General features: G+C 62.6%; 25 protein-coding genes. 6 read left to right on the forward strand and 19 right to left on the reverse strand.

Annotation, left to right across the window (positions count from 1 at the left end):
- Positions 1 to 3: 3 nt before the first annotated feature.
- Both fliG and fliF read right to left on the reverse strand, forming a co-directional pair.
- Entirely contained in the window at positions 4 to 1,002 is a 999-nt protein-coding gene (gene fliG / locus OX459_RS04035; protein ID WP_077407811.1) for a flagellar motor switch protein FliG, read from the reverse strand.
- Positions 995 to 2,710 (reverse strand): flagellar basal-body MS-ring/collar protein FliF, encoded by a 1,716-nt coding sequence (gene fliF / locus OX459_RS04040; RefSeq protein ID WP_251350721.1) that lies wholly within the window; start codon positions 2,708 to 2,710, stop codon positions 995 to 997. The genes fliG and fliF overlap by 8 nt, the downstream gene beginning before the upstream one ends.
- Positions 2,711 to 3,047: 337 nt before the next feature.
- On the opposite strand from fliF, the gene fliE reads away from it, so the two are divergent.
- The gene (gene fliE, locus OX459_RS04045; RefSeq protein ID WP_230539976.1) at positions 3,048 to 3,350 is read left to right on the forward strand and encodes a flagellar hook-basal body complex protein FliE; all 303 of its coding nucleotides are present in this window, start codon (positions 3,048 to 3,050) and stop codon (positions 3,348 to 3,350) included.
- A 72-nt stretch (positions 3,351 to 3,422) separates the two neighbouring features.
- On the opposite strand, the gene OX459_RS04050 is transcribed toward fliE, so the two are convergent.
- The 12 genes from OX459_RS04050 to OX459_RS04105 all read right to left on the reverse strand — a co-directional run bounded on the left by OX459_RS04050 (position 3,423) and on the right by OX459_RS04105 (position 16,283).
- Complete coding sequence (locus tag OX459_RS04050) at positions 3,423 to 4,169, reverse strand: flagellar brake protein (RefSeq protein WP_099666871.1); 747 nt, start codon at positions 4,167 to 4,169, stop codon at positions 3,423 to 3,425.
- Positions 4,170 to 4,194: 25 nt separating this feature from the next.
- Positions 4,195 to 4,521 carry an EscU/YscU/HrcU family type III secretion system export apparatus switch protein gene (locus OX459_RS04055; protein ID WP_099666872.1) on the reverse strand — a complete coding sequence of 109 codons (327 nt, stop codon included), beginning with the start codon at positions 4,519 to 4,521 and terminating at the stop codon, positions 4,195 to 4,197.
- Positions 4,514 to 5,674, reverse strand: a complete 1,161-nt coding sequence (locus tag OX459_RS04060) for a flagellar hook-length control protein FliK (RefSeq protein WP_289903914.1) — start codon at positions 5,672 to 5,674, stop codon at positions 4,514 to 4,516. Before OX459_RS04060 ends, OX459_RS04055 begins: the two co-directional genes overlap by 8 nt.
- 53 nt (positions 5,675 to 5,727) lie before the next feature.
- The gene (locus tag OX459_RS04065; protein ID WP_099377935.1) at positions 5,728 to 6,054 is read right to left on the reverse strand and encodes a flagellar protein FliT; all 327 of its coding nucleotides are present in this window, start codon (positions 6,052 to 6,054) and stop codon (positions 5,728 to 5,730) included.
- 3 nt (positions 6,055 to 6,057) lie between these two features.
- Positions 6,058 to 6,504 carry a flagellar export chaperone FliS gene (fliS, locus tag OX459_RS04070; protein WP_289903915.1) on the reverse strand — a complete coding sequence of 149 codons (447 nt, stop codon included), beginning with the start codon at positions 6,502 to 6,504 and terminating at the stop codon, positions 6,058 to 6,060.
- 21 nt (positions 6,505 to 6,525) lie between these two features.
- Positions 6,526 to 9,207 (reverse strand): flagellar filament capping protein FliD, encoded by a 2,682-nt coding sequence (gene fliD / locus OX459_RS04075; RefSeq protein WP_289903916.1) that lies wholly within the window; start codon positions 9,205 to 9,207, stop codon positions 6,526 to 6,528.
- Between the two features lie 230 nt (positions 9,208 to 9,437).
- Positions 9,438 to 9,809, reverse strand: coding sequence for a flagellar protein FlaG (locus OX459_RS04080; protein ID WP_289903917.1), 372 nt, complete (start codon positions 9,807 to 9,809; stop codon positions 9,438 to 9,440).
- Between the two features lie 84 nt (positions 9,810 to 9,893).
- Complete coding sequence (locus OX459_RS04085) at positions 9,894 to 11,384, reverse strand: flagellin (protein WP_289903918.1); 1,491 nt, start codon at positions 11,382 to 11,384, stop codon at positions 9,894 to 9,896.
- Positions 11,385 to 11,725: 341 nt separating this feature from the next.
- Complete coding sequence (locus OX459_RS04090) at positions 11,726 to 13,297, reverse strand: GGDEF domain-containing protein (RefSeq protein ID WP_077407790.1); 1,572 nt, start codon at positions 13,295 to 13,297, stop codon at positions 11,726 to 11,728.
- 201 nt (positions 13,298 to 13,498) lie between these two features.
- Entirely contained in the window at positions 13,499 to 14,146 is a 648-nt protein-coding gene (locus OX459_RS04095) for a response regulator transcription factor (RefSeq protein WP_077407788.1), read from the reverse strand.
- A 23-nt stretch (positions 14,147 to 14,169) separates the two neighbouring features.
- Positions 14,170 to 15,678 carry a PAS domain-containing sensor histidine kinase gene (locus OX459_RS04100; protein WP_289903919.1) on the reverse strand — a complete coding sequence of 503 codons (1,509 nt, stop codon included), beginning with the start codon at positions 15,676 to 15,678 and terminating at the stop codon, positions 14,170 to 14,172.
- A gap of 17 nt (positions 15,679 to 15,695) precedes the next feature.
- Entirely contained in the window at positions 15,696 to 16,283 is a 588-nt protein-coding gene (locus OX459_RS04105; protein ID WP_289903920.1) for a hypothetical protein, read from the reverse strand.
- A 115-nt stretch (positions 16,284 to 16,398) separates the two neighbouring features.
- On the opposite strand from OX459_RS04105, the gene greB reads away from it, so the two are divergent.
- Positions 16,399 to 16,965, forward strand: coding sequence for a transcription elongation factor GreB (gene greB, locus OX459_RS04110; protein WP_289898644.1), 567 nt, complete (start codon positions 16,399 to 16,401; stop codon positions 16,963 to 16,965).
- A 55-nt stretch (positions 16,966 to 17,020) separates the two neighbouring features.
- Here greB and OX459_RS04115 read toward each other — a convergent pair whose 3' ends face one another.
- From OX459_RS04115 to gmk, 3 genes are all read right to left on the reverse strand, one after another.
- Positions 17,021 to 19,303, reverse strand: a complete 2,283-nt coding sequence (locus OX459_RS04115; RefSeq protein ID WP_289903921.1) for a bifunctional (p)ppGpp synthetase/guanosine-3',5'-bis(diphosphate) 3'-pyrophosphohydrolase — start codon at positions 19,301 to 19,303, stop codon at positions 17,021 to 17,023.
- An 82-nt stretch (positions 19,304 to 19,385) separates the two neighbouring features.
- Positions 19,386 to 19,589, reverse strand: a complete 204-nt coding sequence (gene rpoZ, locus OX459_RS04120; protein ID WP_010400723.1) for a DNA-directed RNA polymerase subunit omega — start codon at positions 19,587 to 19,589, stop codon at positions 19,386 to 19,388.
- A 52-nt stretch (positions 19,590 to 19,641) separates the two neighbouring features.
- Positions 19,642 to 20,280 (reverse strand): guanylate kinase, encoded by a 639-nt coding sequence (gene gmk / locus OX459_RS04125; RefSeq protein WP_099666877.1) that lies wholly within the window; start codon positions 20,278 to 20,280, stop codon positions 19,642 to 19,644.
- Positions 20,281 to 20,490: 210 nt separating this feature from the next.
- Here gmk and OX459_RS04130 point away from each other — a divergent pair, with 210 nt between their 5' ends.
- Complete coding sequence (locus OX459_RS04130) at positions 20,491 to 20,901, forward strand: DoxX family protein (RefSeq protein ID WP_251350732.1); 411 nt, start codon at positions 20,491 to 20,493, stop codon at positions 20,899 to 20,901.
- Between the two features lie 6 nt (positions 20,902 to 20,907).
- On the opposite strand, the gene OX459_RS04135 is transcribed toward OX459_RS04130, so the two are convergent.
- A complete protein-coding gene (locus OX459_RS04135) occupies positions 20,908 to 21,798 on the reverse strand; it encodes a YicC/YloC family endoribonuclease (RefSeq protein WP_289903925.1) in 891 nt (296 codons plus the stop codon).
- Positions 21,799 to 22,100: 302 nt separating this feature from the next.
- On the opposite strand from OX459_RS04135, the gene rph reads away from it, so the two are divergent.
- From rph to hemW, 3 genes are all read left to right on the forward strand, one after another.
- Positions 22,101 to 22,829, forward strand: a complete 729-nt coding sequence (gene rph, locus OX459_RS04140; protein WP_034787067.1) for a ribonuclease PH — start codon at positions 22,101 to 22,103, stop codon at positions 22,827 to 22,829.
- A 138-nt stretch (positions 22,830 to 22,967) separates the two neighbouring features.
- The gene (rdgB, locus tag OX459_RS04145) at positions 22,968 to 23,552 is read left to right on the forward strand and encodes an RdgB/HAM1 family non-canonical purine NTP pyrophosphatase (protein ID WP_099666881.1); all 585 of its coding nucleotides are present in this window, start codon (positions 22,968 to 22,970) and stop codon (positions 23,550 to 23,552) included.
- Positions 23,549 to 24,823, forward strand: coding sequence for a radical SAM family heme chaperone HemW (hemW, locus tag OX459_RS04150; protein WP_289903927.1), 1,275 nt, complete (start codon positions 23,549 to 23,551; stop codon positions 24,821 to 24,823). Before rdgB ends, hemW begins: the two co-directional genes overlap by 4 nt.
- Positions 24,824 to 24,841: 18 nt before the next feature.
- On the opposite strand, the gene OX459_RS04155 is transcribed toward hemW, so the two are convergent.
- Positions 24,842 to 26,029: a tetratricopeptide repeat protein gene (locus OX459_RS04155; RefSeq protein ID WP_289903928.1), complete on the reverse strand. Its 1,188-nt coding sequence runs from the start codon at positions 26,027 to 26,029 to the stop codon at positions 24,842 to 24,844.
- Positions 26,030 to 26,067 lie beyond the last annotated feature (38 nt).

Raw genomic sequence — 26,067 nt, forward strand, 5'->3', positions numbered from 1 at the left:
AAACTAGACAAACGAATCCTCGCCTTTTCCGCCTAAGACAATCTGCCCCTCGTCCGCCAGGCGGCGCACGATCTGCAGGATCTGTTTCTGCTGCGACTCCACTTCCGACAGGCGCACGGGGCCTTTCGATTCCAGGTCTTCGCGCATCATCTCGCCGGCGCGCTGCGACATGTTCTTGAAGATCTTGTCGCGCAGCTCTTGCGAGGCGCCTTTCAGGGCGATGATCAGCATTTCCGACTGCACTTCGCGCAGCAGCAGCTGGATGCCGCGGTCGTCGATATCGATCACGTTGTCGAACACGAACATTTCGTCCATGATCTTTTGCGCCATGTCATTGTCGTAATTCTTGATATTGTCCATGACGGAGCCTTCTTGCTCGCCGCTCATGAAGTTCAGGATCTCGGCCGCCGCGCGCACGCCGCCCAGCGACGATTTCTTGATGTTTTCGTTACCGGACAGCAGTTTCGTCAGCACGTCGTTGAGCTCGCGCAAGGCGGCCGGCTGTACGCCGTCCAGGGTGGCGATGCGCAAGACCACGTCGTTGCGCAAGCGGTCGGTAAAGTGGCCGAGGATTTCGCAGGCCTGGTCGCGTTCCAGGTGGACGAGGATGGTGGCGATGATCTGCGGGTGTTCGTTGCGGATCAGCTCGGACACGGATTGCGAATCCATCCACTTCAGCGATTCGATGCCGGACGCGTCCTTGCCGCCCAGGATGCGCGACAGCAGCACGGATGCCTTGTCGTCGCCCAGCGCCTTGGTCAGCACCTGGCGGATGTATTCGTCCGAATCGAGGCCGACGGTGGAATTGAGTTCCGTCTGCGCGCGGAAGTCGTCGAGCACCTCGACCACCTGGTCGTGCGCGATGCCCTTCATGGTGGCCATGGCAGCACCCAGTTTCAGCACTTCGCGCGGGCCGAGGAATTTCATGACCTCGGCCGCTTCGCTTTCGCCCAGTGCCAGCATCAGGATCGATGCTTTTTGCAGTCCCGTTGTCTCAGTCATTATTGCCTATCCATGCTTTGATTACGTTGGCCACGACGCGCGGGTCTTCCTGCGCCAGTTTCCGGGCCATCGCCAGGTTTTCGCGATAACCGCGGGCCGTATCTTCTTCCAGTTCTTCCAGCTCCGCTTCGCTGAGCAGGACTTCGTTTTCTTCGCCGTCCTTGCTCAGTTCCGGCTCGATGACGGGCGGCGGGGCGCCGAAATCGTCGATCTTGCGCATGACCGGGCGCAGCATCGGGCGCACGATCTTGATGAAGATATACAGCAGGATCAGGGCCGTGATGAGGAATTTCGCCAGTTCCTTGGCCAGCGGCAAGTTGGCCGGGTCGCGCCACCACTCCAGCTTGCCTTCCGGCGCGCGGTCGATGCCGTCGAAGGGCGAGTTGGCCACGCTGAAACTGTCGCCGCGCTCCTTGTTGTAGCCCATCGCTTCCTTGACCAGGTTATTGATCTGGATCATTTCTGCTGGGGAAATCGGCTTGACCGTGACCTTGCCATCCTTGTCGAAGCTGCGGCGGTAGTTGACGACGACGGCCACCGACAGGCGGCGCAGGCCGCCCATGGATTTCTGTTCGTAGCGCACGGTCTTGTCAACTTCATAATTCGTCGTCGATTCCTTCTGTGTCGGCGCCGTCGGCGCGCCGCCCGGGGCGCCCGGCGCCTCGGCCGTCAATGGCGCCGTGGCCACGCCTGGCGGCTGGTTCGACAGCGCGCCCGGCACGCCGGACGGGTTGGCATTGCCGGCGCCCGTCGATTCGCTCGTTTGCTGGCTGCGGATGGTGGACGCTTCCGGCGGGGAATTCGGCTTGTAGGTTTCGGCCGCCTGCTCGCTTTGCGAAAAATCAACATCGGCCGTCGCTTCGGCGCGCACATTGCCTTCGCCGACGATGGGCAGCAGGATCGATTCGACCTGCTTGATCACGCTTTGCTGCAATTGCTGCACGTACTTCAGCTGGTTCGGGTCCAGGCTCTTGATGCCGTTGGCGCGGTCCTTGTCCTTTTCCTGGTTCGACAGCAGGGTGCCGGCCTGGTCGACCACGGTGACATTGATTGGCAGCAATTCCGGTACGCTGGACGCCACCAGGTGCACGATGGCGCTCACCTGCAGCTGGTCCAGGCCGCGGCCAGGATGCAGGTTCAGCAGCACGGAAGCCGTCGGTTTTTGCTGTTCGCGCACGAAGACGGAGGGTTTGGGCAGGGCCAGGTGGACGCGCGCCGTGTCGACGGCGGACACCGATTCGATCGATTTCGCCAGTTCGCCTTCCAGTGCGCGCTGGAAATTGACCTGTTCCAGGAATTGCGAGACGCCCAGCTTCTGGTTTTCCATCAGCTCGAAACCCACGTTGCCGCCCTTCGGCAAGCCTTGCGCGGCCAGTTTCAGGCGCGCGTCGTGGACTTGCTCGGATGGCACGAGAATGGCGCCGCCGCCTTCGGAAAACTTGTGCTTGATGCCCAGCTGGTCCAGCGATGCGGTGATGGCGCCGCCGTCGCGGTCCGTGTAGTTGGAAAACAGGACCTTGTATTCGGGCGGCTGGTTCCACATGTACAGGGCCACGCCGATGGCGACCAGTGCCGCCACGCCCAGGCCGCGCAGGAAATTCTTGCCCATCGGCGTCTTGGCGAACGCTTGTACGGACTCCACGGGCGAGCGGGCAGGCGCCGGTTCCGGCGGTATGCGGTTCACATCGATTTCTTCGGCTACAGCCATGATTGCCTTCCAGGGCGGTGTATTTACGTGTATTGGGTGGTGCGTGGGGGCCGCTTCCTCGGGAGGATTGGGCGATATGCAGAATTATCCGCCACTGTCACGCGCTTCAATCGTCCAAATAGAAGGCGCTTTTGCCGCCTGCTCGGCCGAGCGGCTGGCGTTGGCGCTGGTATTGTGGAACCCTGGCAACATGTGACGGAAGTTATTGTACCCGTCGTTGCCTTGCAAGCCAGGGTTTTGTTCTCTGGGTGCAACAGGCATGGAACAGTTACGAAGCACACCAGAATCGGGAGGCAAAGTGAAAACAGGCGGTATCGATAGCAGCAGGATCGAGGCGATGATCGCGCAACTGAAGTCGGCGGCCACGCGGCCGGAGGCGAAAATACCGGCGATCCAGACCGAGATGCCAGCGGCGAAGGTGAATTTTGCCGATGCCTTCAAGAGCGCGCTCGATTCCGTGAGCGGCGCGCAAAAAGCCTCGTCCGCGCTGGGCCAGCGCTTTACCATGGGCGATGAAAAGGTCAGCCTGTCGGACGTGATGGTGTCGATGCAAAAGTCGAGCATCGAATTCCAGGCGACGGTGCAGGTGCGGAATAAATTAGTTTCTGCATATCATGAGATCATGAATATGCAAGTTTGAGTTTTAGCTATCCCAACGGCAGATTCCGGGGTCAGACCCGCCGGGTCTGACCCCAGCTTTCGTTTTGGGTTATCAGCCCAGCCCAGCCATGCGCGCATTCCGTTCTCGTTCGAGGCGCGTGATATAGCGCTGCACATGCGCCAGCATGCTGCGCGGCAGGTCGACGAATTGGCAGCCGAGTCGGCGGTTCAGCTTATTATTCAGCAAGGTCATGTCCAGCGAGTTGCGAATTTGCAAAGTCGCGGTGACGATGCCGACGTCGGGCAAGTCGATGCGGCAGCCGGGATAGTCCCGGCCGATGGTTTCGCCCAGCATCAGTTTATTGTCGAGGATAGCGATGCCGCCGCAGCTGATGTCGGCCAGCGGGAACAGGGTGTCGGCGCCGCCCAGCGAGGGCGGCAGGGGAATCGCCACGCGCACGGGATTGCTCACGGGTGTTGTCATGCGGTAATACTCGCGCCGCTGCAAGCGGATCAGTGTTTCTGGAATGGCAATTTTCAAGGCGGGCGTGCCGCCGTAATTGCACTCTTCCACCAGGGCGCTGGCAAACAGGATGCGGATCTTGTCGAGCGAGGTTTCAAACGAAATGCCCTTGGCGGCCACCATGCGCCGGTTCTGGTCGGCGTTCACGGAACGGTCGAGGATGACGCTATCGTGGTCGGCATCGACTTCCAGGATGGACGTGACGCACACATCGGATTCACCGTGGATCAGCATGCGGATCAGCTGGTTCTTTTCGCCTATGCTGCGCAGCAAGGCGATGATTTCCCGCCGCGATTCCACTTCAAAATCATGCCAGTTTTCGAGGCCGGAATCCATAATATGTGCTTGCATTGATGCCTGTCTATGTATCGGTGAGGTTGATGCTGGTGTCGGGCGGCGGCGGGATGGGCCCGCCATTCGCAGATTCAATATGATATAACCAGGCCAGCAGTTCCGCAATCGCCCGATACAGGCCGGGCGGAATCTGGCGGTCCAGGTCGACATCCATCAGCAACGCCACCAATTCCTTCGATTCATGCACGAAGACGCCGTGTTCGCGCGCCGTGCTGATGATCTGATCCGCGATCAGGCCGCTGCCCTTGGCCACCACCTTGGGTGCGGGCGCGCCGCTCTGGTAGGCCAGCGCGACGGCCGTCTGCGGCACCTTGCGCTTGGTGTCGTCAAGCATCGTCCGCTTCCGCTGGCTCGGCGGCGTCCGGCTTGCCGGCGATCGTCAGCGACGTCAAGGGCCAGCCGGCCGCGGCTAGCGACGCTTCCAGCGCCGCCGCATGCTGGCGCAAGGTGTCGGCGCTGCCTTCGCTGCCCGCTTGCAACTGGATGGCCACGCGACCGCCCTGCAAGACCACGTGCGCGGCCAGGTCGCCCAGCAGGGGAAACTGGAAGCGCACGTTGCTGCGCCAGGCCGTCGCTTCCTCGTCGCCGTCGCGCCCATCGTGCTGCTGTCCTTCCGGCGCATCCTTGCTGATATCCCACTGCATCTTCTGGCCGGGCCACGCTTCGCCCTGCCACTGCACGCGCGCCTGTTCGTGCGTATGCAGCTGCAAATTGATCAGTTGCGCCGAGGCAAGATCGGTCCCCGTCCTGGTCGCCTCGCCCTGTGCCGCCTTCTGCATCTGCGGCTCCAGCAGCAGCGACGCCAGCGGCCGCTTGCCTTCGGCCCATTCGGCCACATGCGATTCATAGAACAGGCCGCTGCTGCCGACGGCGTCGTGCAGCTTCTGGGCCACCTGGGCCGGGGCGGCGCCCGGCGTGGCCATCAGCGGCGTCTTGCCGACCAGGGACAGGGGCGCGCCGGGCACGCTTTCCGCCTGGCTGAGCACAGTGCTGATGGCGCGCGCGGTGGTGCTCAACTCGGGCGCGGGCGTGTCGCCCGCCAGGGCGGGCAGCAGATTGGCCGGCGTCAGGGGCGCGCGGCTGAGCAGGGTGGCGGCCGTGCTGCTGGCGCGCGTGCCCGCCTGGGCGGCGCCGGGCTGGGGACCGCGCGTTTCAGCGGCGTCCGGTTCGGCTTCCGCATCCGCATACGTCAGCAGGGCGCTGGCGGGCTGGTCGCGGTTATTGCCGATTTGAAAAGAGGGGCGGGGATTGATGCCGATCAAGGTCAGCGGGATTTCCGTGCCGGGCTGGGCGCCGGCAGGCAGCTGCATGCGGGCCGGCGTGCCGGCCACGCGCACGAGAAAGCTGCCGTCGCCCATGCGGGCCAGCACCTGTCCCTGCATGGATTTGCCGATGAGTCCCTGCAGCGAGCGCTGGAACTCGGCCTGTCGCGGGTCGGCGACGGTGTCGGCCGGGCGAGTGCCCTTGATCGGGGTCAAGGGCGTCATGCCGATTGCATCCATCTTCGGCAACATGATAGCGGACCTTGCCCCGTGGGCGCTTACGCGCCGTAGGCGTTTGCCAGGCGCCGCTCGGTGCCGGTGCTGCTGATCAGCTTGGACAATTGCGCCATCCACGGCATGGTGAGGTCGCGGATCTTGCGGTCGTCTTCCAGGATCTGCTTGATCAGGGCGACCTTGCGCTGGCGGCCAGCGCTTTCCAGCACGACTTTTTCTTCATTCGCCTTCAGCGCGGCCACATGCGTGCTGATGCGCTGTTCCAGCGCTTCGAGCGCGTCCCAGTCGGCGTTGGTGGCGGCGGTCACCATCTGGCCCGTCAGGGTCTGCATGGCTTCGTAGGTGGTCAGGACTTCTTGATTCGTCATCATGGGTCAGGCGCTCGCAAGGCTGGGCATACGTTTCAGATCGGCGCCAGGCATGGCGGCGGGAGTGGCGCCGATGGCGTTCCAGGTTTCGCGCAAGTCGGTGAGCAGGCGCTGCACCTCTTCCAGCAGGGTAATATCGTTGTGCAGGTTGGCCGTCAGCAGGCGCGCACTCATGTATTCATACAGGGCGTCGAGGCCTTCGGCGATCTGGCCGCCCGCTTCCTTGTCCAGGCTGGCGCGCAAGCCATTGTCGATGATCTGGATGGCTTTCGAGATGGCCTTGCCTTTTTCCGGCACATTGCCCGATTTCATGTGCATCTGCGCGCTGAGCACGGCCACCAGGGCGCCGTCGTACAGCATCACGATCAGCTTATGCGGCGAGGCCGAAACGATGCCCGTTTCCAGCCCGACCTTGGCATAGGCGTTGACGCCGCGTTGTTGGGTTCCAAACATATATTCTCCTGATAATAGCGCTTAACGGTTGGCGGCGATGGACGCCAGCTGTTGGGTCAGATAGGTTTGCGTGGACTGCAATTTGCTTAGCGTCACGTCGAGGCGCGAGTATTGGGCACGGTAGCGCGCTTCGATGTCGGTCAGTTTCGCGCTGAACTTGTCGCGCTGCGCCGCCACCGACTTCAGGGTTTCATTGATGCCGCTCGTGCGCCCGGTGATCACGCCGCCCGTGCCCAGGAACGAGGTGGCCAGGTTGTTCAGCTGGTAGGCATAGCCTTGCGAGAAGCTGACGGTGCCGCGCGAGCCGGTGGTGCCGCCCGTCACTTCAATCTTCAAGCCTTCTGCCTGCGAGCCGGGCGCGCCCGTCAGGGTCTGGCCGGAGCCGACCACGGGTTGGCCGCCCAAGGTGCCGGCCACGTCGGCCCCCTTGACGGGCTTGGCCGCGCCAAACAGGACTTCCGTGCCGGTTCCCGTGCTGTTGCTCAGTGCCAGGTTCGAGACGGAGCCATAGCGGCTCGACACCAAAACCAGTTTGCCGGTGCCATCGATCGAGGCGGAGACCGTCGCGCCATTGTCCGAAAAAGCCTTCACGCCGTTGATCGACGATTGCATCAGCGATGCCATCTGCGCGGGCGTATAGGTGCCAGCTGGTATCGTCACCTGGGCCGTATTCTTGGCCGCCGATGGCTCCGTATCGTTCAGGGTGATATTCCAGGTTGTGTCGCTGGCAATCGTGGTGCTGGCGGGCAGCACGGCGTCGGACGTGAGCGAACCCTGGCTGGCCATGGTGGTGATGCTCAGGTCATAGGTGCCTGGCTTGGTGGCGGCCGTCGAGCTGGTGAAGGCGACGTTGCTGTCGGTGGCCTTGCCGATGGCCGAAAACAGGCCGGCGATATCGCCGAAGTTGGCGCTGATCGCTTTGTCGAGTTTGCTTGAATCCAGTGTTAGACTGCCATCTTTCTGGAAGGAAATACCCACCTGACTCAAGGTATTCATGCTGCTGCTCAAACCGGTAATCGGCGCGCCCAGTTGCCTGCGCAACTGGCTCTGGATCGATTGAACGGTCGAGTCGCCCATCAAAACGCCGCCCTTCTTGGTGTCGGGATTGAAGGCTGTCATCTTGCCGATCGAAGTGTTCAGATCGTTGTAGGCCTTGACGAAGGCGGTGATGCTGGTCTTGACCGTTGTTGTATCTTTGCTCACCGATAAGCTGGAATTGCCTACCTTTGAAATGCTCAAGGTGACGCCTTCGATCGCCGAATCAACGCTGTTCGAGCTGCTGGTGATGGCAATGCCGTTGACGCTGAAATTGGTGTTTTGCGCCGCACTGTTCTGCTTCAGGTTTTGCGTGCCACCCGCATCGTACGACAGCAGATTGCTCAGGGCGCTGTCGGCCGGCTGGCCATCGCTGCCGCTGAGCGAAATCTTCATGGCGGAATTGGCGCCCGTCTTGCTTGAACTGAGCACCAGATGATACGGTTTGTCGCTACCGTCGGAGACAATGCTGGCGGTGACGCCCAAGCCTGCGTTATTGATGGCGTCGCGGATGCCTTGCAAACTGTTGTTGGTGGCGTCGATCACCACCGAACCCGTTGCCTGCGTGCCATCCTGGGTGAAGTTCGTATTCATGTAAGCGCCGCCCGTGCCGGCCGCCAGGCCGGCGGCAGCCGGATTGCTGCCGGCGACGGTGATGGGGCTGGCATTGCCCGAGGCCAACGTGATCGAACTTGCAAGCGTGACATTCGAGCCGTCGTTGGTGGCATTGGATGCATGGCCTATGCCGCCCATGACGCTGCCCGTGACCACTTCTTCGATGTTGAGGTTGGAGCCATCGGCACGCGTAAATTGCAGGGTGCCGTCGGCCGCCTTGCCGGTGACGGTAATATTCGCGGCGGCCAGCGCATTCGAGACGGCATTCGGGCCTGCCAGTGTCGTATCCAGCGAGGCGGCAGTGATGCCGCCGCCTGCGGCGACGCCATTGCCCTGAGTCACTATCTCGATGCCGCCGACCGACAGCGCATAGGTGCCGTCTGCGCCGGTGGCAATATTGCCGAAGCCGCTGAACATGCTGGCGTTGCTGGCCGTTGGCTGGGCCGTGGCGGTGACGCCCGTGGTGCTGCTCTTGGCATTGATGGCGTCCGCCAGCGCGCGTGCGCTCTTGGTGCTGGCGTCCGTCGGAATGGCCGTGCCATTGATGCTCAGCGAGCCGTTGCTCACGCCCGTGAGCAGGGTGCTGCCGCCCAGTGCCGTGCCCGTTACACCAAAAGTGCCGCCGGCGAGCGAGCCCAGCTGAAAGGAAACCGTGGTCTTGGCGCCGCTGCCGATGGTCGACAGTTTGCTGGCCATGCCGCCCGACGTCAGCGTCTGCGCTTGGGCCAGTTGGGAAACGTTGATGTTGTAGTTGCCCGCGACGGCCTTGGCGCCGGCGCTGGCCGACAGCACCAGCGGATCGGACGGCGTGGCGCTGACGGCGCGGAAGTTGTTTGAATTGGTCAGCGCCGACAGCGAGCCCTGGAAGGTGCTGACGGCGCCGCTCAGAGTGCCCAGCGCGCTGAGCTTGGCCTGGTAGGAAGCTGTTTTTTTGTCGAAGGTATCCAGGGGCGCCGCTTCCGCGGTCATCAGCTTGTCGATGATGGCGCCCACGTCCAAGCCGCTGGCGCCGGCGCCGATGCCAACCGATGATAGTGTAGGTGTGATAGCCACTGAATGCTCCTAGGAAAACGCTAATATAAGCTGTTATCGGCAGAATCAATCAAGACTTGAGAGGGGGATTTACCGCGCTGTTTTCAGCGGGAACAGAAAATCGGGGAAGGGATGGAAGGTTGTTGCTTTTGTTGCAATGAAAGACGGGGCCGGATAGGCAGGCTATCGGGCCCCGGTGTGATGCTGATGTACACTGTCACTCAATTGTGTGCCCGTGTGCAATCCGATTTTCATGCGCTTTGGCTGATTAGGGAGCCTTTGGCCGAGTCGAAGGTTTTGGCCAGTTCCAGCGCTTCCTTGGTGGGAATTTGGCGCAGCACTTCCTTGGTTTCCTGGTCGATGACCTTGACCACCGTGCGCTGGCTGTCTTCGTCGATGGAAAATTCAATGCCTTGCGTTTTTATTTGCGACGACTGGTTCAGCTCCGATACCGCCTTGTTCAACTGCTCGCGGCTGGGTTCCTTGCTTGCTTGCTGTGGTGCAGCCGTGCCGTTTTCCGTTGCTGAACGTGGCGTTGCCGGACGCGCCGGCGGCGTGTCCGCAGACACGTAACTCTTGTCTATCCTGGCCGCGGAGGCGGCCGCTATCGAGTCGATAGTCATGGTGCTCTCCTAGTGAAAATTCCCCGGCCGAAAAAATCCGGCAGGGGAATCAGAGTCCTACGCTGTTGCGCTACTAATCAGGGATTAGCCACGCAGCAGGCTCAGGACGCCGTTTGGCAGCGAGTTTGCTTGTGCCAGCATGGCCGTACCAGCTTGTTGCAGGATCTGGCCGCGGGTCATGTTGGCCGTTTCCGCAGCGAAGTCGGTATCGACGATGCGGCTGCGCGACGCGGACAGATTTTCCGTCGTCGATTGCAAGTTGGAGATGGCCGAGCTGAAGCGCGACTGCAAAGCACCGTACTGCGCGCGTTGGCTGTTCACCGAAGCCAGTGCGGCGTCGGCGATTTTCAGGGCCAGCTGCGCGCCGTCGAAGGTCGTCACATCCAGCGAGGCGACGTCTTTCAACACGGACGCGCCCTTGGTGCCACCTGTACCTGCGGGCAACAGGCCCGACGTGGTGTCCGTGACCTGGTAGCTTTTTTCCGAGTCGAACGTCAGACGTCCGTTTGCGACTGCAGTGGCGTTGGCGACGTTCAAAGCGGTGAACGAGGTCGTCAGCGCATCTTTCACTGTTGGCGTGTCGACTTTATAGGTCGATGCGGTGAAAACCGTGTTGTTCGTCGCTTTTGTATTGACCAGATTAATATCGTTGCCGGAGGCATTGGTCAGTTTGATGCCGCTATTGGTGGCGTCATACTGTGCCGTAACACCCGTCTTGGAGGTCTGGGCATTGATCGCATTGATGCCCGATGCATAGTCGCTAGCCGTGGTGCCGTTACCCATGGAGAAGGAGACGGTCACGGCGTTTGCTGCCGTATTGTCCGAGGCGATCGTGAACGAGTACGACTCCGAGGCGCCCAATTTGAGCGACATATCGGTTTTTGCCGTTGCCGTGACGCCGGTGGTCGCCGTTGCCTTGTTGACGTTGGCAGCGATCGATTTTGCCGTGTCGGTGGTCGCCGTGGTGATTGTCGCGCTGCCCAGCGAGCCGTCCACTTTGACCGAACCGGCAGTCACGTTTGATGTAGCGATAACGGCTACAGCATCGTTTTCTACGCGGTTATCGCCATAGGTGTTGGTCAGGAAGTTGGCGCCGCTGGCCGAAATCAGCTGGTTGGCGTTTGCACCGACCTGGAAGTTGGCCGTGCCCATGGTGCCGTCGAGCAAGTTCTGGCCGTTGAACTGGGTGGTTTGGGCGACGCGGTTCAGTTCCGAACCGAGTTGGCCAACCTCTGTTTGCAAGGCTTGGCGGTCGCTGGCGGTATTGGTCGAGTTCGACGATTGTACGGCCAGTTCGCGGATACGTTGCAGGATGTCGCCCGATGTGGACAACGCGCCTTCGGCCGTTTGCGCCAGCGAAACGCCGTCGTTGGCATTGCGGGTCGCTTGGGTCATGCCGCGGATTTGCGACGTCATGCGGTCGGAAATCGCCAGGCCAGCGGCGTCATCCTTGGCGCTGTTGATGCGCATGCCTGACGACAGGCGTTGCAGCGAGGTGGTCAGGGCCGACTGCGAGGTCGACAGGTTGCGTTGCGAGTTCAGGGAAGCGATGTTGGTGTTAATTACTGCAGCCATGATAATTCTCCAGACAGGTACTACATTGCGCTATGTGCTAGTCACTTTGGCCTGCCCCGCTGTTCCGGGACAATCAAGCCGCTGTTGTTTAGGGTAACGGTTGCTCTGCGGGAAAATTTATGGCGAAAAACGCTTTAAATTTTAATTTTCAGCCCTTCAGTTTGCCGCTGGGCGCGCGCTAAACGACACGATTTAAAGAAACTTGAGGGTAAAAATAGTTTTATTTTTATATGCTGCGCAGGCTGGCAGCGTGCCGGAGGGGGAAGGATTGTTGTTGTTCTTGCCATGAAAAATGCCGTCCGGCCGGCTGGCGGGACGGCATGGCGTGAAGCGGACCGGGCTTAGTCGGCCACCACCACGCGGTTCTTGCCCGTCTGCTTGGCCTGGTACATGGCGCGGTCGGCGCGTTTGACCAGCTCGGCCTGGTCTTCGTTGGGCAGGCGCAAGGCCACGCCGGCGGAAAAGGTGATCAAGACTTTTTCGTTGTCGTGCAGGAAGAAATGCCGGGTCAGCTCGCGCTGCAAGCGCGTCATCGTCGACGAAGCGGCTTCGACCGTGGTTTCCGGCAGCAGGATGAGGAATTCCTCGCCGCCGAAGCGGGCGATGACGTCCATCGAGCGCAGGGTTTCCTTGACGATCTTCACCAGGTGTTTCAAGGCCGCATCGCCGGCCAGGTGGCCGTAGGTATCGTTCAGGCGCTTGAAATCGTCCAGGTCCAGCATGGCGATGCACAGCGGCGTGCCGCGGCGGTCGGAGCGGGCCGTCTCGCGCTCGAACACGTCGTCCAGGCCACGGCGGTTCAGGCTGCCCGTCAGCTGGTCTTCCCGCACCAGTTCGCTCATATGCTGGAGCTTGGCTTCCAGGGTGTGGATGCGCTGTTCCGCATCCTGCACTTCCTGGCGCGCCAGCACCATCTTGTCGCGTGCGCGCAAGGCTTCGTTCTGCACCATGCGCGTCTCGCGCAAGACTTCGTCGAGAACGCTGTTCAGTTCGCTGATATTTTCCGCCTGGCTGATCTTTTCCGAATAGCCGCCGATCTTTTCATGGAAGTCGCCCGTGCTGGCCGCCACTTGCCCCAGGCGGTCGATGAAGGTCATCATCATGTTCTTGACCGTCAGCTTGACGTCGGACAGGCTGTGCTTGAGCTGGCCTTGCTTGTAGATGACTTCCTTCAGGCTGCGCGTGGCGTCTTCCAGCGCGCGCTGGTCGAGCGGGCCGGCGATCAGGTTTTGCACGGCATCGACCTGGCCGCGCAGCCAGCTGTCGTCGTCGAGCAACTGGCTGACGTTGTCCAGCAGCAACTTGAACAGGCGCAGCAGCAATTCCTGCTGCTCGGCCGTATCGCCGCTCTTCAGCTCGATCTGGTAGCACAGCTGTTTCAGGCGCAGCGCCGCTTCGTTCAGCGCTTCTTCCGTGTGGGCCAGCTTGATGGCCGCGCCCAGCGATTCGGCTTCTTCCACCAGCGCAGGCGTGCCGGTCAGCAAGGTGGCGACGGCAAAGCCCAGGGTGCGGCTGAGCAACTCGCGCAGGGTACGCGTCTGTTCGCCGTCCGGCAGAGGCGGCAATTCGATGCCGCCGCCTTTCTTCACCTGTTTTTCCGCCAGTTGCGCCAGGGTACGCGCGTAGCTGTCCCAGTCGCGCGCTTTCAGGGCGCGCTGGAAACGCCGGCCAAAGTCGCCCAGTTCGCCCGCCGATTCGCTCATCTTGGCGGCAAACTGCGTCAGGACGTTTTCCGCGCCACTCTCCGTGGGAGCGCTGGCGGCCAGCACGGCGGCAGGCGCGCCTGGCGTCTCCGCCGGTTCGCTGATGCCGGCGATTTCATTGTAGATATCGCGGTAGGCGCTCGGCGTCGGGGCGATGCGGCGCGTGGCCAGGCGGCGAAACGCTTCGCGGGCGATATCGGCAGGGTTCATCGCCGCAGCGGCGGCGGTATGCGTGGCGCCGGCGGGAGCGCTTGCTGGTGAAGTTGGCAATTTACTGGACATGTAGGCACAGCCTTTTTAGATATTTCTAATTATCCTCATGATATGCGAGTTGGCAAAGAACTTATTGTGCGAGAAGCAAGGATAAGTCCTGTCAATTCGCCCGATGCCAGCGGGCATGCCGCTTTGCCGTCAATCCACCAGTTGGTTGCGGATGGCGTAATGCGTCAGTTCGGCGCTGTTCTTGAGTTTCATCTTGACGAGCAGGCGGGCGCGGTATTCGCTGACGGTTTTCACGGACAATTTCAGCTCTTCGGCGATGGCGCCCACGGCCTTGCCCGAGGCGATCATGACCAGGGTCTGGTATTCGCGGTCCGACAAGGTGTCGTGCAAGGCCGTTTCGTGGTCGTCGCCCACCGTGTTGGCCAGTTCCTGCGCCAGCGAGGCGCTGATGTATTTCAAGCCTTGCGCCACCTGGCGGATGGCCGTGACCAGTTCGCGCGGCGCGCTCTGTTTCGTCAGGTAGCCGGCCGCGCCCGCCTTGAGCGAACGGATGGCGTACTGGTCCTCGCGGTGCATGGAGAGCATCAGCACGGCCAGTTCCGGCTTTTCCTTCTTGATCTGCTTGAGCACCTCGATGCCGCTGCGGTCGGGCAGGGAGATGTCGAGCAGCAACACCTGGCATTTCGAGCCGCGGAACAGTTTGATGGCGTCGTGGCCATTTTCGGCCTCGCCGGCCACGATGATGTCCTTCGTATCGGCGAGGATTTGCTTCAAGCCCTCGCGCACGATCGCGTGATCGTCGGCGATGAATACCCGGATGGTGGCTTTTTCTTTCATGACTGCGTTGTTTCCTATCTAATTCACCCACTGGCCGCTTCTGGTGGCGGCCCGCTGTGCGCGGGCGCACTGGCTGCAGCCGCTATTATCGCCTCTCGCGGCGTGGTCAGCCGGATTTTTATGCTCAGGATGGTGCCGCCGTCCGGCCCGTCCATCAGGCTCAGGGTGCCGCCCAGCGCGCTGGCCCGCTCGGCCATGCCGCGGATGCCGAACGATTGTGGCTTGGCGCGGTCGGACAGGCGCATGCCGACGCCATTGTCGGCGATCGACAGGCTGATATGCTGGCGCTGGCGCGCCAGGCGCACGCTGACCTTGCTCGCCTGTGCATGCTTGGCGATATTCGTCAGCGCCTCCTGGGCGATGCGGAACAGGCTGGTCGCCTGGTCCAGCTCCAGTTCGATGTGTTGGCGGTTCGAAATGAACTGGCATTCGATGCCGGCCTGGCGCGCGAATTCCTTCACTTGCCAGTCCAGCGCGGCGACCAGGCCCAGGTCCAGCATGGAGGGGCGCAAGTCCAGCGAAATGCGGTGCACGGCGTCGATGCTGCGGTCGACCAGGGCATCGACATAGTCGGCCTTTTCCTGCAGTTGCTGGTCGTCCGGCGGCAGGCGGCGCGCCAGCATGGCCAGCGCCATCTTGATCGCCGTCAAATTGCCGCCCAGGTCATCGTGCAATTCGCGCGCCAAGCGCGTGCGTTCGTGTTCCTTGACCTTGTCGATATGCGCCGTCAGCTCGGCCAGGCGGGCGCGCGACTGGCGCACTTCGCTCTGTTCCAGCCGGCTTTCCGTGATATTCGTCATGATGCCTTCCCACTGCACCGTGCCGTCGGCCAGCGCGCGCGGCGTGGAGCGCAGGTTGATCCATTTGACATCCTTCCAGGCATCGATCCAGATGCGGCCTTCCCAGTTCCAGCTCCACAAGGCGTTTTTCGACGCTTGCATCGATTCCAGATACGAGGCGCGGTCGTCGGCGAGGATCAACTGGTAAAACAGTTCCGGGCGCGCGTGCAGCTGCGCCGGCCCCAAGCCCAGCAGGGCCTGGCAGCCATCGCTCAGGTAGGGGAAGGCGGCGCGCCCATCCGCATGCAGGCAGAACTGGTACACGAGACCCGGCGTATTCGAGACGATGGCGTTGAAGCGCGACTGCACCTGCGCCAGGGCGGCGGCCGTCGCCTGCGGCGTGCGCAAGTCTTCGCCCTCGGCCAGCAGCAGGGCGCGTCCGTGGCGGCTGGCGCGCGACAGGTGCAGGCTGAGCGAATACAGGCTGCCGTCGCGGCGGCGCTGCTGCACGTGCAGCAGGGCTTGCGCACCGATGCTGTCGTCCAGGGTCGCCAGCACGGCGGCCAGTTGCTGCGCGTCCAGCTGCGGCGCCAGGGTGAAGGGTGTCATCGCCAGCAATTCCTTGCGCGCATACTGCAAGTTGTCGCAGGCGGCATCGTTGGCGTCCAGCAATTGCAAGCTGGCCGCGTCGTACAGGTAGATTTCCGGCGCCGCCGCGCGCATGGCGGGGGCCAGGCGGGGAGTGTCGTGCATGGAATGGCCTTTCTTCATCAGCGGCGGGCGCGCCAGAAGGCGGCGAAGCGGCGCAGCACCCTGGCCGGGCGCGAATTATGGCGTCCTGGCGTGCCCTTGCGCAAGCGTTGCCACCAGGCACGGCGGGCGCGGCCCAGCGCGGCCGACAGGCGGCTGACACGGCGCCAGGGGCGCGTGGCGCGCAGGCGGGCGATCCAGCGGTCCTTGGTTTCTATGAACAGGCCATGCCAGCGTGCAAACCATGGCAAACTGAGCAGGGTAGGGCGCGTCAGGCTGTACAGGCGCGCCACGGCGGCCGCGCCGCCCAGCTTGGCGATGACGATCACGCCGATGCCGGAAAAGGCATGGCCGCGCGCGATGGCCAGCAGGGCCAGCAGCTTGACGGGGAACAGCAGCACGGCCGGCAGCACGAAGATGGCCAGCGCCCAGTATGGCGGCAGGCGCTTGATCCACGCTTCCAGCGCATGCAGGGGCGGAAATTGCGCCACCACCTGCATGATGCGTGCGCCCGTCGCCCACAGCCATTCCTCGATCAGCAGGAAGATGGCGGCCAGGTAGACCAGCGGCGCGAACAGCCAGCGCCTGACTCTGTAGAATTTTTTCATCCGTCTCCGTGTGCGGCGCAGGTTTGCCGCGATTGCCACGATGATACGTCAAAAAAGCCCGTTTGCCCCCGCATCCCGTGTGCCCGAGGCTCCCTGGCGGGGCTACAATAGACAGATGAATAAAGCCTTTGTAAAAGAATCCGACAACGACGACGATGAGGAAGCGGCCGCGCTGGCGCTGGCCATTCCCGCTGGCGCCAAGAACTACATCACGCCGGCCGGTTACCAGCGCATCAAGGATGAGCTGCTGCAGCTGATCGACGTCGACCGTCCGGAAGTGGTGCGCATCGTCCATTGGGCGGCGTCGAATGGCGACCGTTCGGAAAATGGCGACTATATCTACGGCAAGCGGCGCCTGCGCGAAATCGACCGCCGCATCCGCTTCCTGACGAAACGCATGGATCTGGCCGCCATCGTCGACCCCAGCGTGCACCATGGCAACGACCAGGTGTTTTTCGGCGCCACGGTCACCTACCGCACGAGCGACGGCGAAACGCACACCATCACCATCGTCGGCATCGATGAATTCGACCCCTTGAACGGCAAGATCAGCTGGGTCTCGCCCATGGCCCGCACCATCACCAAGGCGCGCGAAGGCGACGTGATCACCCTCAACACGCCGCTGGGCGAGCAGGAACTGGAATTGCTGGAAGTGACGTATCCGGCGCCGGGGGAGACTTGAACTGATGTGTTCCGCATGAAAAAACGGCTGGGCAGAGAATCTGGCCAGCCGTTTTCTAGTTGCGCTCGCGCAATATCCTATTGACCCCGGCGACCCGGCGCACATTGCGCAGCAGGGCGGCCAGGTGGACGCGGTCTTTTACCTGCACGGTGAAGCGCAGCTGGTCGAGGACGTTATCCTTGTCTTCGTCCATGCCCACGTAGATGATGTTGGCGTCCGATTCGCCGATTTCGGCGGCGACTCTGGCAAGGATGCCCCGTTCGCTGTTGATCAGCACCTTGATGCGACAGTCGAAGCGGCGGTTCAGTTCCGTTCCCCAGCGTACTGCGATCCAGCGGTCCGGTTCCTTGGCGCGCTGGCGCTTCGCTTGCGAGCAGTCGCTCGTGTGCACGAGCAAGCCCTGGTCGCGGCGCAGCTGGCCGATGATCTGGTCGCCAGGAATCGGTAGGCAGCATGGCGCCAGCTGCACGGAGACGCCTTCGCTGCCGCAGATGGTGACCGGGTCGAGCTCGCTGCCGCTATTGTGTTCCACGGGCATGCTGGCCGCTTCGCCGCCGATCAAACCGAAGATGTGGCGCGCCACCAGGGTGGCCATGCGCTTGCCGATGCCGATGTCCGCGTACAGCTCGTCCATGGAATTGGCGCTCGATTCGTTGAGCAGGCGTTCCACCAGCGGCACCGGCAGGTCGGCGTCAATGTTCAGCGCGTGCAGCGCCTGCGACAGCAGTTGCTGGCCCAGGGCGATCGATTCGGGCAGGTTGATCGTGCGCAAATGGTGGCGGATGGCCGAACGGGCCTTGCCGGTGCGCACGAACGACAGCCAGGTCGGGCTGGGGCGCGATGAGGAATCGGTGATGATTTCCACGATGTCGCCGTTGTGCAGCTCGGTGCGCAGGGGCGAGGTTTCGTTGTTGATCTTGACGGCCACGGTCTGGTCGCCGATGCCCGTATGGATCGAATAGGCGAAGTCGATGGCCGTGGCGCCGCGCGGCAGGGCGATGATCTTCGACTTCGGCGTAAACACGTAGACGGAGTCGGGGAACAGGTCGACCTTGACGTGTTCGAGGAATTCGGCCGAGTCGCCCGTCTGTTGCTGGATGTCGAGCAAGGATTGCAGCCAGGCATGCGTGCGCTGCTGCAGGTCGGACGGGTTGGATTCGCCGCTCTTGTACAGCCAGTGCGCCGCCACGCCCGATTCGGCCGTGCGGTGCATTTCCTGCGTGCGGATCTGGAATTCGACGGGCGTGCCGTAGGGGCCGATGACGGTCGTGTGCAGCGACTGGTAGCCGTTCAGCTTGCGGATCGCGATGTAATCCTTGAACTTGCCCGGCATGGGCTTGTACAGGCTGTGCAGGGTGCCCAGGGTCACGTAACAGTCGGCAAAACTGCCCACCACCACGCGGAAGCCGTACACGTCCAGTACTTGCGAGAACGACAAGTGCTTGCTGCGCATCTTCTTATAGATGTCGTACAGGGTCTTTTCGCGGCCCGTGACGTCGGCATCGAGCTCGGCCATGGACAAGGTGCTTTTTACGGCTTCCATGATCTTGTTGACCACTTCGCGCCGGTTGCCGCGCGCCGCCTTGACGGCTTTCGCCAGGGTGCGGTAGCGCATCGGATACAGGTGCGAGAACGACAGGTCCTGCAGCTCGTGGTAGATGTTGTTCAGGCCGAGGCGGTGCGCGATCGGCACGTACACTTCCATGGTCTCGCTGGCGATGCGGCGTTTTTTCGCCGCCGTCATGAAGTCCAGGGTGCGCATATTGTGCAGGCGGTCGGCCAGCTTGATCAGGATCACGCGCACGTCGGACGCCATGGCCAGCAGCATCTTGCGGAAGTTTTCCGCCTGCGCTTCGATCTGGCTCTGGAATTCGATCTTTTCCAGCTTCGACAGGCCGTCGACCAGGTGCGCCACGGGCGCGCCGAAGCGCTCGATCAATTCTTCCTTCTTGACGTCCTGGTCTTCCATGACGTCGTGCAGCAGGGCGGCCATGATGGCTTGCGCGTCGAGCTTCCAGTCGGCGCAGATTTCCGCGACGGCGATCGGATGCGAGATATACGGCTCGCCCGAGCGGCGCATCTGGCCCAGGTGCATTTCGTCGGAGAAGCGGTAGGCTTCCTTGACTTTCTTCAGGTCGGCGGGAGACAGGTATTCGGCCAGCTTGTCGGCCAGGTGGCTGACGGAGGCCACGCCCAGGGCGGGCGCTGGCGGTACTGCGGGGATGTTGCTGCCGGACGTGCCGACGCCGGGCGTGGTTGCGCCCTGCGATTTTGCCGCCTGGCGCGAGGCCAGGGGCGGCAATGCTGCGGAAGTCGTGTCGGCTGGGGTCAGACTCATAAAACGTCGCGTTGCTTCACAGTGTGAATAAAGGATACGGTAGAACCAGGGGTCAGCACTGTTCCGGCACGCGGGTTCCCACTTACATCGGGACCTTTTTCAGCATTTCGATGCCGACTTTACCGGCAGCGATTTCACGCAGTGCAACAACGGTAGGCTTGTCCTTGGCTTCCACCTTAGGGGTGTGGCCTTGCAGCAACTGACGTGCGCGATAAGTCGCAGCCAGGGTCAGCTGGAAACGGTTAGGGATCTGCTTCAGGCAATCTTCGATTGTGATACGGGCCATAGTAACTCCTAAAATTTTTGCGTGGTGCTGTGTGAACTGGCGTGCAGGCGAATTACTCTGCGTGCAGGCCCAGCTGGGCGAATAGCGATGCGTTGCGGGCCGCTTGTTGCGCAAACCGGCAACGGGCCGCTCTCACGATCGCGCTCAGTTCGGACAAAGCGACCGTAAACTCTTCATTGATAATAACATACTCGAACTCGGGAGCGTGTGCGATTTCGCCGCCGGCCGCCAGCAGGCGGCGCGTGATCACGTGCGGCTCGTCCTGGCCGCGCTTGTTCAAGCGTTCTTCCAGCGCATCGATCGATGGCGGCAGGATGAAAATGCCGGCCGCGCGGGGGAATTGCTTGCGCACCTGGCGCGCGCCCTGCCAGTCGATTTCCAGCAGGATATCGGTGCCGGCCAGCATTTGCTGCTCCACCATGATGCGCGAAGTGCCGTAGTAATTGCCATGCACTTCCGCCCATTCCAGGAATTCGCCCTGTTCGGCGCGCGCGACGAAGTCTTCCGCCGTCGTGAAATAGTACTCGCGGCCGTGCTGCTCGCCCGGACGGGGCGCGCGCGTAGTGGTCGAGATCGACAATTTGATGCCGGGCTCTTGCGCCAGCAATGCATTGACCAGTGTCGATTTGCCGGCGCCCGAGGGCGCGGCGACCACGAACAGGCTGCCGGAGAAGGCGGTAGGGTGGCTCATGCGGATCTTTCCATTTGCGTGTGATGGCGGCGTTTGCGCTTGCGTGGGCGCCGCCCAATTCGGTATTTTACCAAGAGGCAAGGCGGCGAGCCAGCCCCGCGATGCGCCTCGCCGCCCCGCTTGTGCATATTTTGCTTGTTATCCTGAGGAAATAGTTATCTAATTTGGATGGTTTTTTCTCAATAACTATTCTACTGACAGGATGCGCGCATGAAGAATTTCCCGTTTCTCAGTTCCGCCCAGGCCATGTTGTTGTTGCGCGTGGCCATCGCCGTGATGTTCATGGCGCACGCCATCACGCGCATCGCCAATGGCACCATTCCCCGCTTTGCCGGTTTCCTGGAAGACAAGGGGTTTATTTACGGCCTGGCCGTGGTGTGGGCGATTACCGTCGTCGAGATCGTTTGCGGCAGTTTGCTCATCGTCGGCAAATACACGCGCTGGGCGGCGGCCGGGCTGATGGTGATCTGCATCGGCGGCATCGCCATCGTGCATGCGGCCAAGGGCTGGTTCGTGGGCGAGCATGGCGCCGGCGGCGTGGAATACAGCATCGTGCTGTTTGTCGCCTGCGTCGTCATCGCCGCCAGCGACCAGGGGCGCGCCGGAGCGCGCCTGGCCTGACGGGGTTTATTCCAGGTTCTGCACCTGTTCGCGCATCTGCTCGATCAGCAGTTTCAAGTCCATCGAGGCGTCGGCCAGTTCCTTGACGGACGCCTTGGCGCCCAGCGTGTTGGCTTCGCGGTTCAGTTCCTGCATCATGAAGTCGAGGCGCTTGCCCACTTGCCCGCCCTTGGTGAGGATGTGGCGCGTTTCGCCCAGGTGGGCCGACAGGCGCGCCAGTTCTTCCGATACATCGATGCGGATGCCGTACAGGATGACTTCCTGGCGGATGCGTTCCATGGCGTCCTGGCGCGACAGGGCCGAATTCGAGCCCTGGCTGGCCAGGCCCAGCGCGTCCTGCATGCGCTCGATGGCTTTTTGCTGGAAGGCCGCCACCACTTGCGGAATCAGGGGCGTGATGCGCTTGACGATGGCTTCCATCGCTTCGATGCGCGACACCAGCACCGCTTCGAGCGCGGCGCCTTCGCGCTTGCGGCTGTCGACGAAGGCGGCCACGGTGCGTTTGGTCAGCGCGCCCACGTCCGCCTGCAGGGACTCCTGTCCCACTTGCGCTTCTTCGATGACGCCAGGCCAGCGCAGCAGTTCGGCCACCGTCATGACGGGGGCGGAGACAAAATGCTGGCCCACTTCGTTTTGCAGGCGCGCCAGTTCGGTCAGCAGGGGCAGGTTCAGCGCCTGCGTGCCGTTTGTGGCGGCCTTGCGGCCAAAGCTCAGGCGTACCTCGACTTTGCCGCGCGTGATGGCGGACATGACGGCGGCGCGCAAGTCAGGCTCCAGGGCCCGCAGATCGTCGTTGATCCGGAATTGCAGGTCGAGAAAGCGTGAGTTGACGCTCTTGATTTCAATTGTCAGTGTGCCTGCAGCACCTTCGCTGGTGGCAACCGCGTAGCCTGTCATGCTTGAAATGCTCAAAGGATTCCCCGATTTGGTCTTGTATACAGTCACTTATACACTTAATCAGCCAGCGCAGGCAATACCGCCCGCGCCGCAAAAACAGAACCGCATGGTCTGATGGCCTGAAAATTGCTGAATAGTGTGCGTTTTACGGCATTGTAAAGAAAATTGTGTTTGGTGGGGCAGGATTGTAGGGATCATGTGCGCGCCGCCTGCCATTGCGTCTTGCGCTGTTGCATGACTGCAAATAGACGGGCGCGCGGTGGTAAAATCGCTGCCGCAACCCCAATCACACAGGACATCTCATGACATTTGAATCCCGCCCGAGCGGCCGCGCCGTCGACGCGCTGCGCGCCATCCGCATCACCCGCCAGTACACCAAGCATGCCGAAGGCTCGGTGCTGATCGAGTGCGGCGACACCAAGGTCATCTGCACCGCCAGCATCGAAGACAAGGTGCCGGGTTTCCTGAAAGGCAAGGGCCAGGGCTGGTTGACGGCCGAATACGGCATGCTGCCCCGCTCGACGCACACGCGCATGGACCGCGAGGCGGCGCGCGGCAAGCAGTCCGGCCGCACGCAGGAAATCCAGCGCCTGATCGGCCGCTCGCTGCGCGCCGCCTTCGATTTGCAGGCGTTCGGCGAACGCACGCTGCACCTCGATTGCGACGTCATCCAGGCCGATGGCGGCACGCGCACGGCGTCGATCACGGGCGCGATGGTGGCCGCGTATGACGCGTTTTCCCAGCTGCAGGCGCGCGGCGCGATCGCCGCCATTCCCGTGAAAAGCTTTGTCGCCGCCATCTCGGTGGGCGTCTACCAGGGCATGCCGGTGCTGGACCTGGACTACGTGGAAGACTCGGGCTGCGACACGGACATGAACGTGGTGATGACGGAAGCGGGCCACTTCATCGAAGTGCAGGGCACGGCCGAAGGCGCCGCCTTTGACCGCGCCGGCATGAACCGCCTGCTGGACCTGGCGCAGGGCGGCATCGCCGACCTGATTGCCCTGCAGAAGCAGGCATTGGGGATCTGATCTTTACACAGATTTACATCCGCTGGCCCGCCGCGCGGGGCAAAAAGCCCACAGTTGCCGCTTCTTGCGGCAGCTTCGGGGCGAGGTGAGGGGGGCGCAAAAGGTTTACAATGTCGGCACTTCAACCGGACTACTGACATGACCCAACGCCTCATCCTCGCCTCCAACAACGCCGGCAAGCTCAAGGAATTCAACGAGCTGCTCTCGACCATCGGTTTTTCCGTCCACGCCCAGGGCGAGTACGCCGTGCCGGAAAGCGACGAACCATTCCACACCTTCGTTGAAAACGCCCTGCAAAAGGCGCGCCACGCGTCGCGCCTGACGGGCTTGCCGGCGCTGGCCGACGATTCCGGCGTGTGCGTCAATGCGCTCGGTGGCGCGCCCGGCGTGTATTCGGCCCGCTATGCCGGCGAGCCGAAATCGGATGCCGCCAACAGCGCCAAGCTGATCGCCGACCTGGAAGCGCATGCCGACAAGTCCGCGTATTACTACTGCGTGCTGGTGTACGTGCGCCATGCGGACGACCCGCAGCCGGTGATCGCCGACGGCCGCTGGAATGGCGAGATGATTGCCGCGCCGCGCGGCAACGGCGGCTTCGGCTACGATCCGCACTTCTTCATTCCCGCGCTGGGCAAGTGCGCGGCCGAACTGACGTCCGATGAAAAGAACGCGCTGTCGCACCGTGGCCAGGCCCTGCGCGCGCTGGTGGAAAAGCTGCGATGATCCCGATCAAACTGGTGGGCGCCGTTGCCAAGTCGGCAGCCAAGCCCCATACCGCTCCCGCACCGCAGGAAGGCATTTCCGGCGCGGCCGGGGCGGCCCTGAAATACCTGCAGCCGGGCGCGCTGAACCTGACGGCCCTGCCGCCGCTGTCGCTGTACATCCATTTCCCGTGGTGCGTGAAGAAATGCCCGTATTGCGACTTCAATTCGCACGAGGTGCGCGGCGATTTGCCGGAAGCCGAATACCTGGCGGCCCTGCGCCTGGATCTGGAAATGGCGCTGCCGCTGATCTGGGGCCGCAAGATCCACACCATCTTCATCGGCGGCGGCACGCCCAGCCTGATGTCGGCGGCGGGCCTGGACCGGCTGATGTCGGACGTGCGCACCTTGCTGCCCCTGGAGCCCGATTGCGAAATCACCATGGAAGCCAATCCTGGCACCTTCGAAGCGGAAAAATTCAAGTCCTACCGGGCCAGCGGCATCAACCGCCTGTCGATCGGCATCCAGAGTTTCAACGGCCGCCACCTGCAGGCGCTGGGCCGCATCCATGACGACAACGAAGCGCGCCGCGCAGTGGAGATCGCGCACGCGAACTTCGACAATTTCAATCTCGACCTGATGTATGCGCTGCCCACGCAAACCCTGGCCGAGGCGCAGCAGGACCTGGAAACGGCGCTGTCGTTCGCGCCGCCGCACCTGTCGCTGTACCACCTGACTTTGGAGCCGAACACGCTGTTCGCCAAGTATCCGCCCGTGCTGCCGGACGACGACGAGAGTGCCGACATCGCCGACATGGTGGCCGCGCGCGCGGCGCAGGCGGGCTATGGCCGCTACGAAGTGTCGGCCTATGCACAGCCGGGCCGCCAGGCTAAGCACAACCGCAATTACTGGGAATTCGGCGACTACCTAGGCATCGGCGCAGGCGCCCACTCGAAGATTTCGTTTCCGCACCGCGTGCTGCGCCAGGCACGCTACAAGCAGCCGCGCGCCTACATGGACGCGGTCATCGCCGGTAACCCGGTGCAGGAAGAGCGCGAACTGGCGCGCGAGGAAATGGGTTTTGAATTCATGCTCAATACCCTGCGCCTGACGCAGGGATTTTCGCCGAACCTGTTCGCCGAGCGCACGGGCCTGGCCCTCAACGCCATCGAGCAGCCGCTGAACGCGGCCGAAGGCAAAGGCTTGCTGTACCGCGACCACCAGGTCATCCGCCCGACGGCGCTGGGACTGTCCTTCCTGAACGACCTGCAGCAGATGTTCCTGGAAGACTGACTGCCTTAATGGCGCCTGCTAATGCGCGCCGGCGGCGCGCAGGCGCTGCAGCTTGGCCGCGTACAGCCCGTGCTCGCCGCGCGTGGTGCTGTTGTCCATCGCCAGTTCCAGCTGGCGTCCGGCCTGCGCCAGCTGGCCCATGCGCGCATACGCCTGCGCCAGCCAGAAATGGAATTCATGGTAGTAGGGGTCGCGCGTGATTTCGCGCTTGAACAGGCGTGCCGCTTCCTGATAGTCGGCGGCCTCCATGGCGCGCTGGCCCAGGTTGAAGAAGTGGAAGGGCGGCTCTGGCTGCAGGGCCAGCAATTTGCGCCGCAGCAGCTGCGCTTCGCCTGCGCGTCCCAGGCCGTCGAGTGCCTGCGCCAGGTTGGACAGCAGCACGGTGTTCGATGGCGAGCGTTCCAGTGCGTAAGCGAGCGTGCGCCGCGCCGGCTCGGTGTCGCCGTGGCGCAGCTGGATGATGCCCAGCGTATTGAAGGCGCCCGCAAACGTGGGGTCTTGCAGGATGGCAGCGCGGGCATACCAGTAGGCTTGATCGAGCTCGCCGCTGGCCATGGTTTCGGCAGCGCGATTGTTGAGATACATGGCCAGGATGGTCGCCTCGCTGATTTGCTGCGTACGCTGGCCGGCGAGGTCTTCGCCTGGCAGGAAGTCGATGAGCAGGATGGCATCGGCGTCGTAGCCGACGGTATTGCTGGCGGCACGGCGTTCCAGCGCGAGATTGACGTGGCCGGCAACGAAATACATGCCGCCGCTGCGGCTCCAGCTTTCCTCTCCCAGGACCAGCTGGTAGTGCACATCGAGCCCCATTTCCTTGGCCAGCGCGGCCGTCATCAGCACCAGCGACAGGCAATTGCCGCTGCGCGCGTCGAACGCCTGGGCCGCCGTGCGCGTCATGGCGGCATCGTATTCCAGCTGCAGCCCGGACCTGTTGCGCAGGGCCTCGGCCAGCGCGCGGCGGGGATTCTTGTTGCGCGCCTCGCGCGCGACATCGACACGCAGGTAGTACCGCATGGCCTCGCTCATGGCGAACGCCTGTTGCGGGTCGACCGGCACGGCGGGTGCGGCAAAGCTGGCATCGTTGAACAGGTCGGGCGGAGGCGGGGTGGCGGGTGTCGTGGCGCAGCCGGCAAGGGCTGCACATAGCAGCAAGGGTGACAGGAAGCCCAGGCGCAGCTGTGCGCTGACGCGGCGGATACATTTCATGTTCGTGCTCCCGCAGAACGATGTCAGGCGCAACACGT

The organism is Janthinobacterium sp. SUN026 (assembly GCF_030397625.1).
In the GTDB taxonomy this organism is placed as follows: domain Bacteria; phylum Pseudomonadota; class Gammaproteobacteria; order Burkholderiales; family Burkholderiaceae_D; genus Janthinobacterium; species Janthinobacterium kumbetense.

Bases quoted from the DNA above. Each gene is read 5' to 3' on its own strand.
- rpoZ (WP_010400723.1), bottom strand. From the start codon at position 19,589: ATGGCCCGTATCACAATCGAAGATTGCCTGAAGCAGATCCCTAACCGT.
- OX459_RS04090 (WP_077407790.1), bottom strand. From the start codon at position 13,297: ATGAACCCTGCCGATATCGCCCGCGAAGCGTTTCGCCGCCTGGCCACG.
- OX459_RS04095 (WP_077407788.1), bottom strand. From the start codon at position 14,146: ATGAAAGAAAAAGCCACCATCCGGGTATTCATCGCCGACGATCACGCG.
- OX459_RS04155 (WP_289903928.1), bottom strand. From the start codon at position 26,029: ATGAAATGTATCCGCCGCGTCAGCGCACAGCTGCGCCTGGGCTTCCTG.
- OX459_RS04130 (WP_251350732.1), top strand. From the start codon at position 20,491: ATGAAGAATTTCCCGTTTCTCAGTTCCGCCCAGGCCATGTTGTTGTTG.
- OX459_RS04060 (WP_289903914.1), bottom strand. From the start codon at position 5,674: ATGACGCCCTTGACCCCGATCAAGGGCACTCGCCCGGCCGACACCGTC.
- OX459_RS04050 (WP_099666871.1), bottom strand. From the start codon at position 4,169: ATGGATTCCGGCCTCGAAAACTGGCATGATTTTGAAGTGGAATCGCGG.
- OX459_RS04105 (WP_289903920.1), bottom strand. From the start codon at position 16,283: ATGAAAAAATTCTACAGAGTCAGGCGCTGGCTGTTCGCGCCGCTGGTC.
- OX459_RS04055 (WP_099666872.1), bottom strand. From the start codon at position 4,521: ATGCTTGACGACACCAAGCGCAAGGTGCCGCAGACGGCCGTCGCGCTG.
- fliG (WP_077407811.1), bottom strand. From the start codon at position 1,002: ATGACTGAGACAACGGGACTGCAAAAAGCATCGATCCTGATGCTGGCA.
- OX459_RS04080 (WP_289903917.1), bottom strand. From the start codon at position 9,809: ATGACTATCGACTCGATAGCGGCCGCCTCCGCGGCCAGGATAGACAAG.
- greB (WP_289898644.1), top strand. From the start codon at position 16,399: ATGAATAAAGCCTTTGTAAAAGAATCCGACAACGACGACGATGAGGAA.
- fliS (WP_289903915.1), bottom strand. From the start codon at position 6,504: ATGTTTGGAACCCAACAACGCGGCGTCAACGCCTATGCCAAGGTCGGG.
- OX459_RS04100 (WP_289903919.1), bottom strand. From the start codon at position 15,678: ATGCACGACACTCCCCGCCTGGCCCCCGCCATGCGCGCGGCGGCGCCG.
- gmk (WP_099666877.1), bottom strand. From the start codon at position 20,280: ATGAGCCACCCTACCGCCTTCTCCGGCAGCCTGTTCGTGGTCGCCGCG.
- OX459_RS04085 (WP_289903918.1), bottom strand. From the start codon at position 11,384: ATGGCTGCAGTAATTAACACCAACATCGCTTCCCTGAACTCGCAACGC.
- OX459_RS04065 (WP_099377935.1), bottom strand. From the start codon at position 6,054: ATGATGACGAATCAAGAAGTCCTGACCACCTACGAAGCCATGCAGACC.
- rph (WP_034787067.1), top strand. From the start codon at position 22,101: ATGACATTTGAATCCCGCCCGAGCGGCCGCGCCGTCGACGCGCTGCGC.
- fliE (WP_230539976.1), top strand. From the start codon at position 3,048: ATGATCGCGCAACTGAAGTCGGCGGCCACGCGGCCGGAGGCGAAAATA.
- fliF (WP_251350721.1), bottom strand. From the start codon at position 2,710: ATGGCTGTAGCCGAAGAAATCGATGTGAACCGCATACCGCCGGAACCG.
- OX459_RS04115 (WP_289903921.1), bottom strand. From the start codon at position 19,303: ATGAGTCTGACCCCAGCCGACACGACTTCCGCAGCATTGCCGCCCCTG.
- OX459_RS04135 (WP_289903925.1), bottom strand. From the start codon at position 21,798: ATGACAGGCTACGCGGTTGCCACCAGCGAAGGTGCTGCAGGCACACTG.
- rdgB (WP_099666881.1), top strand. From the start codon at position 22,968: ATGACCCAACGCCTCATCCTCGCCTCCAACAACGCCGGCAAGCTCAAG.
- hemW (WP_289903927.1), top strand. From the start codon at position 23,549: ATGATCCCGATCAAACTGGTGGGCGCCGTTGCCAAGTCGGCAGCCAAG.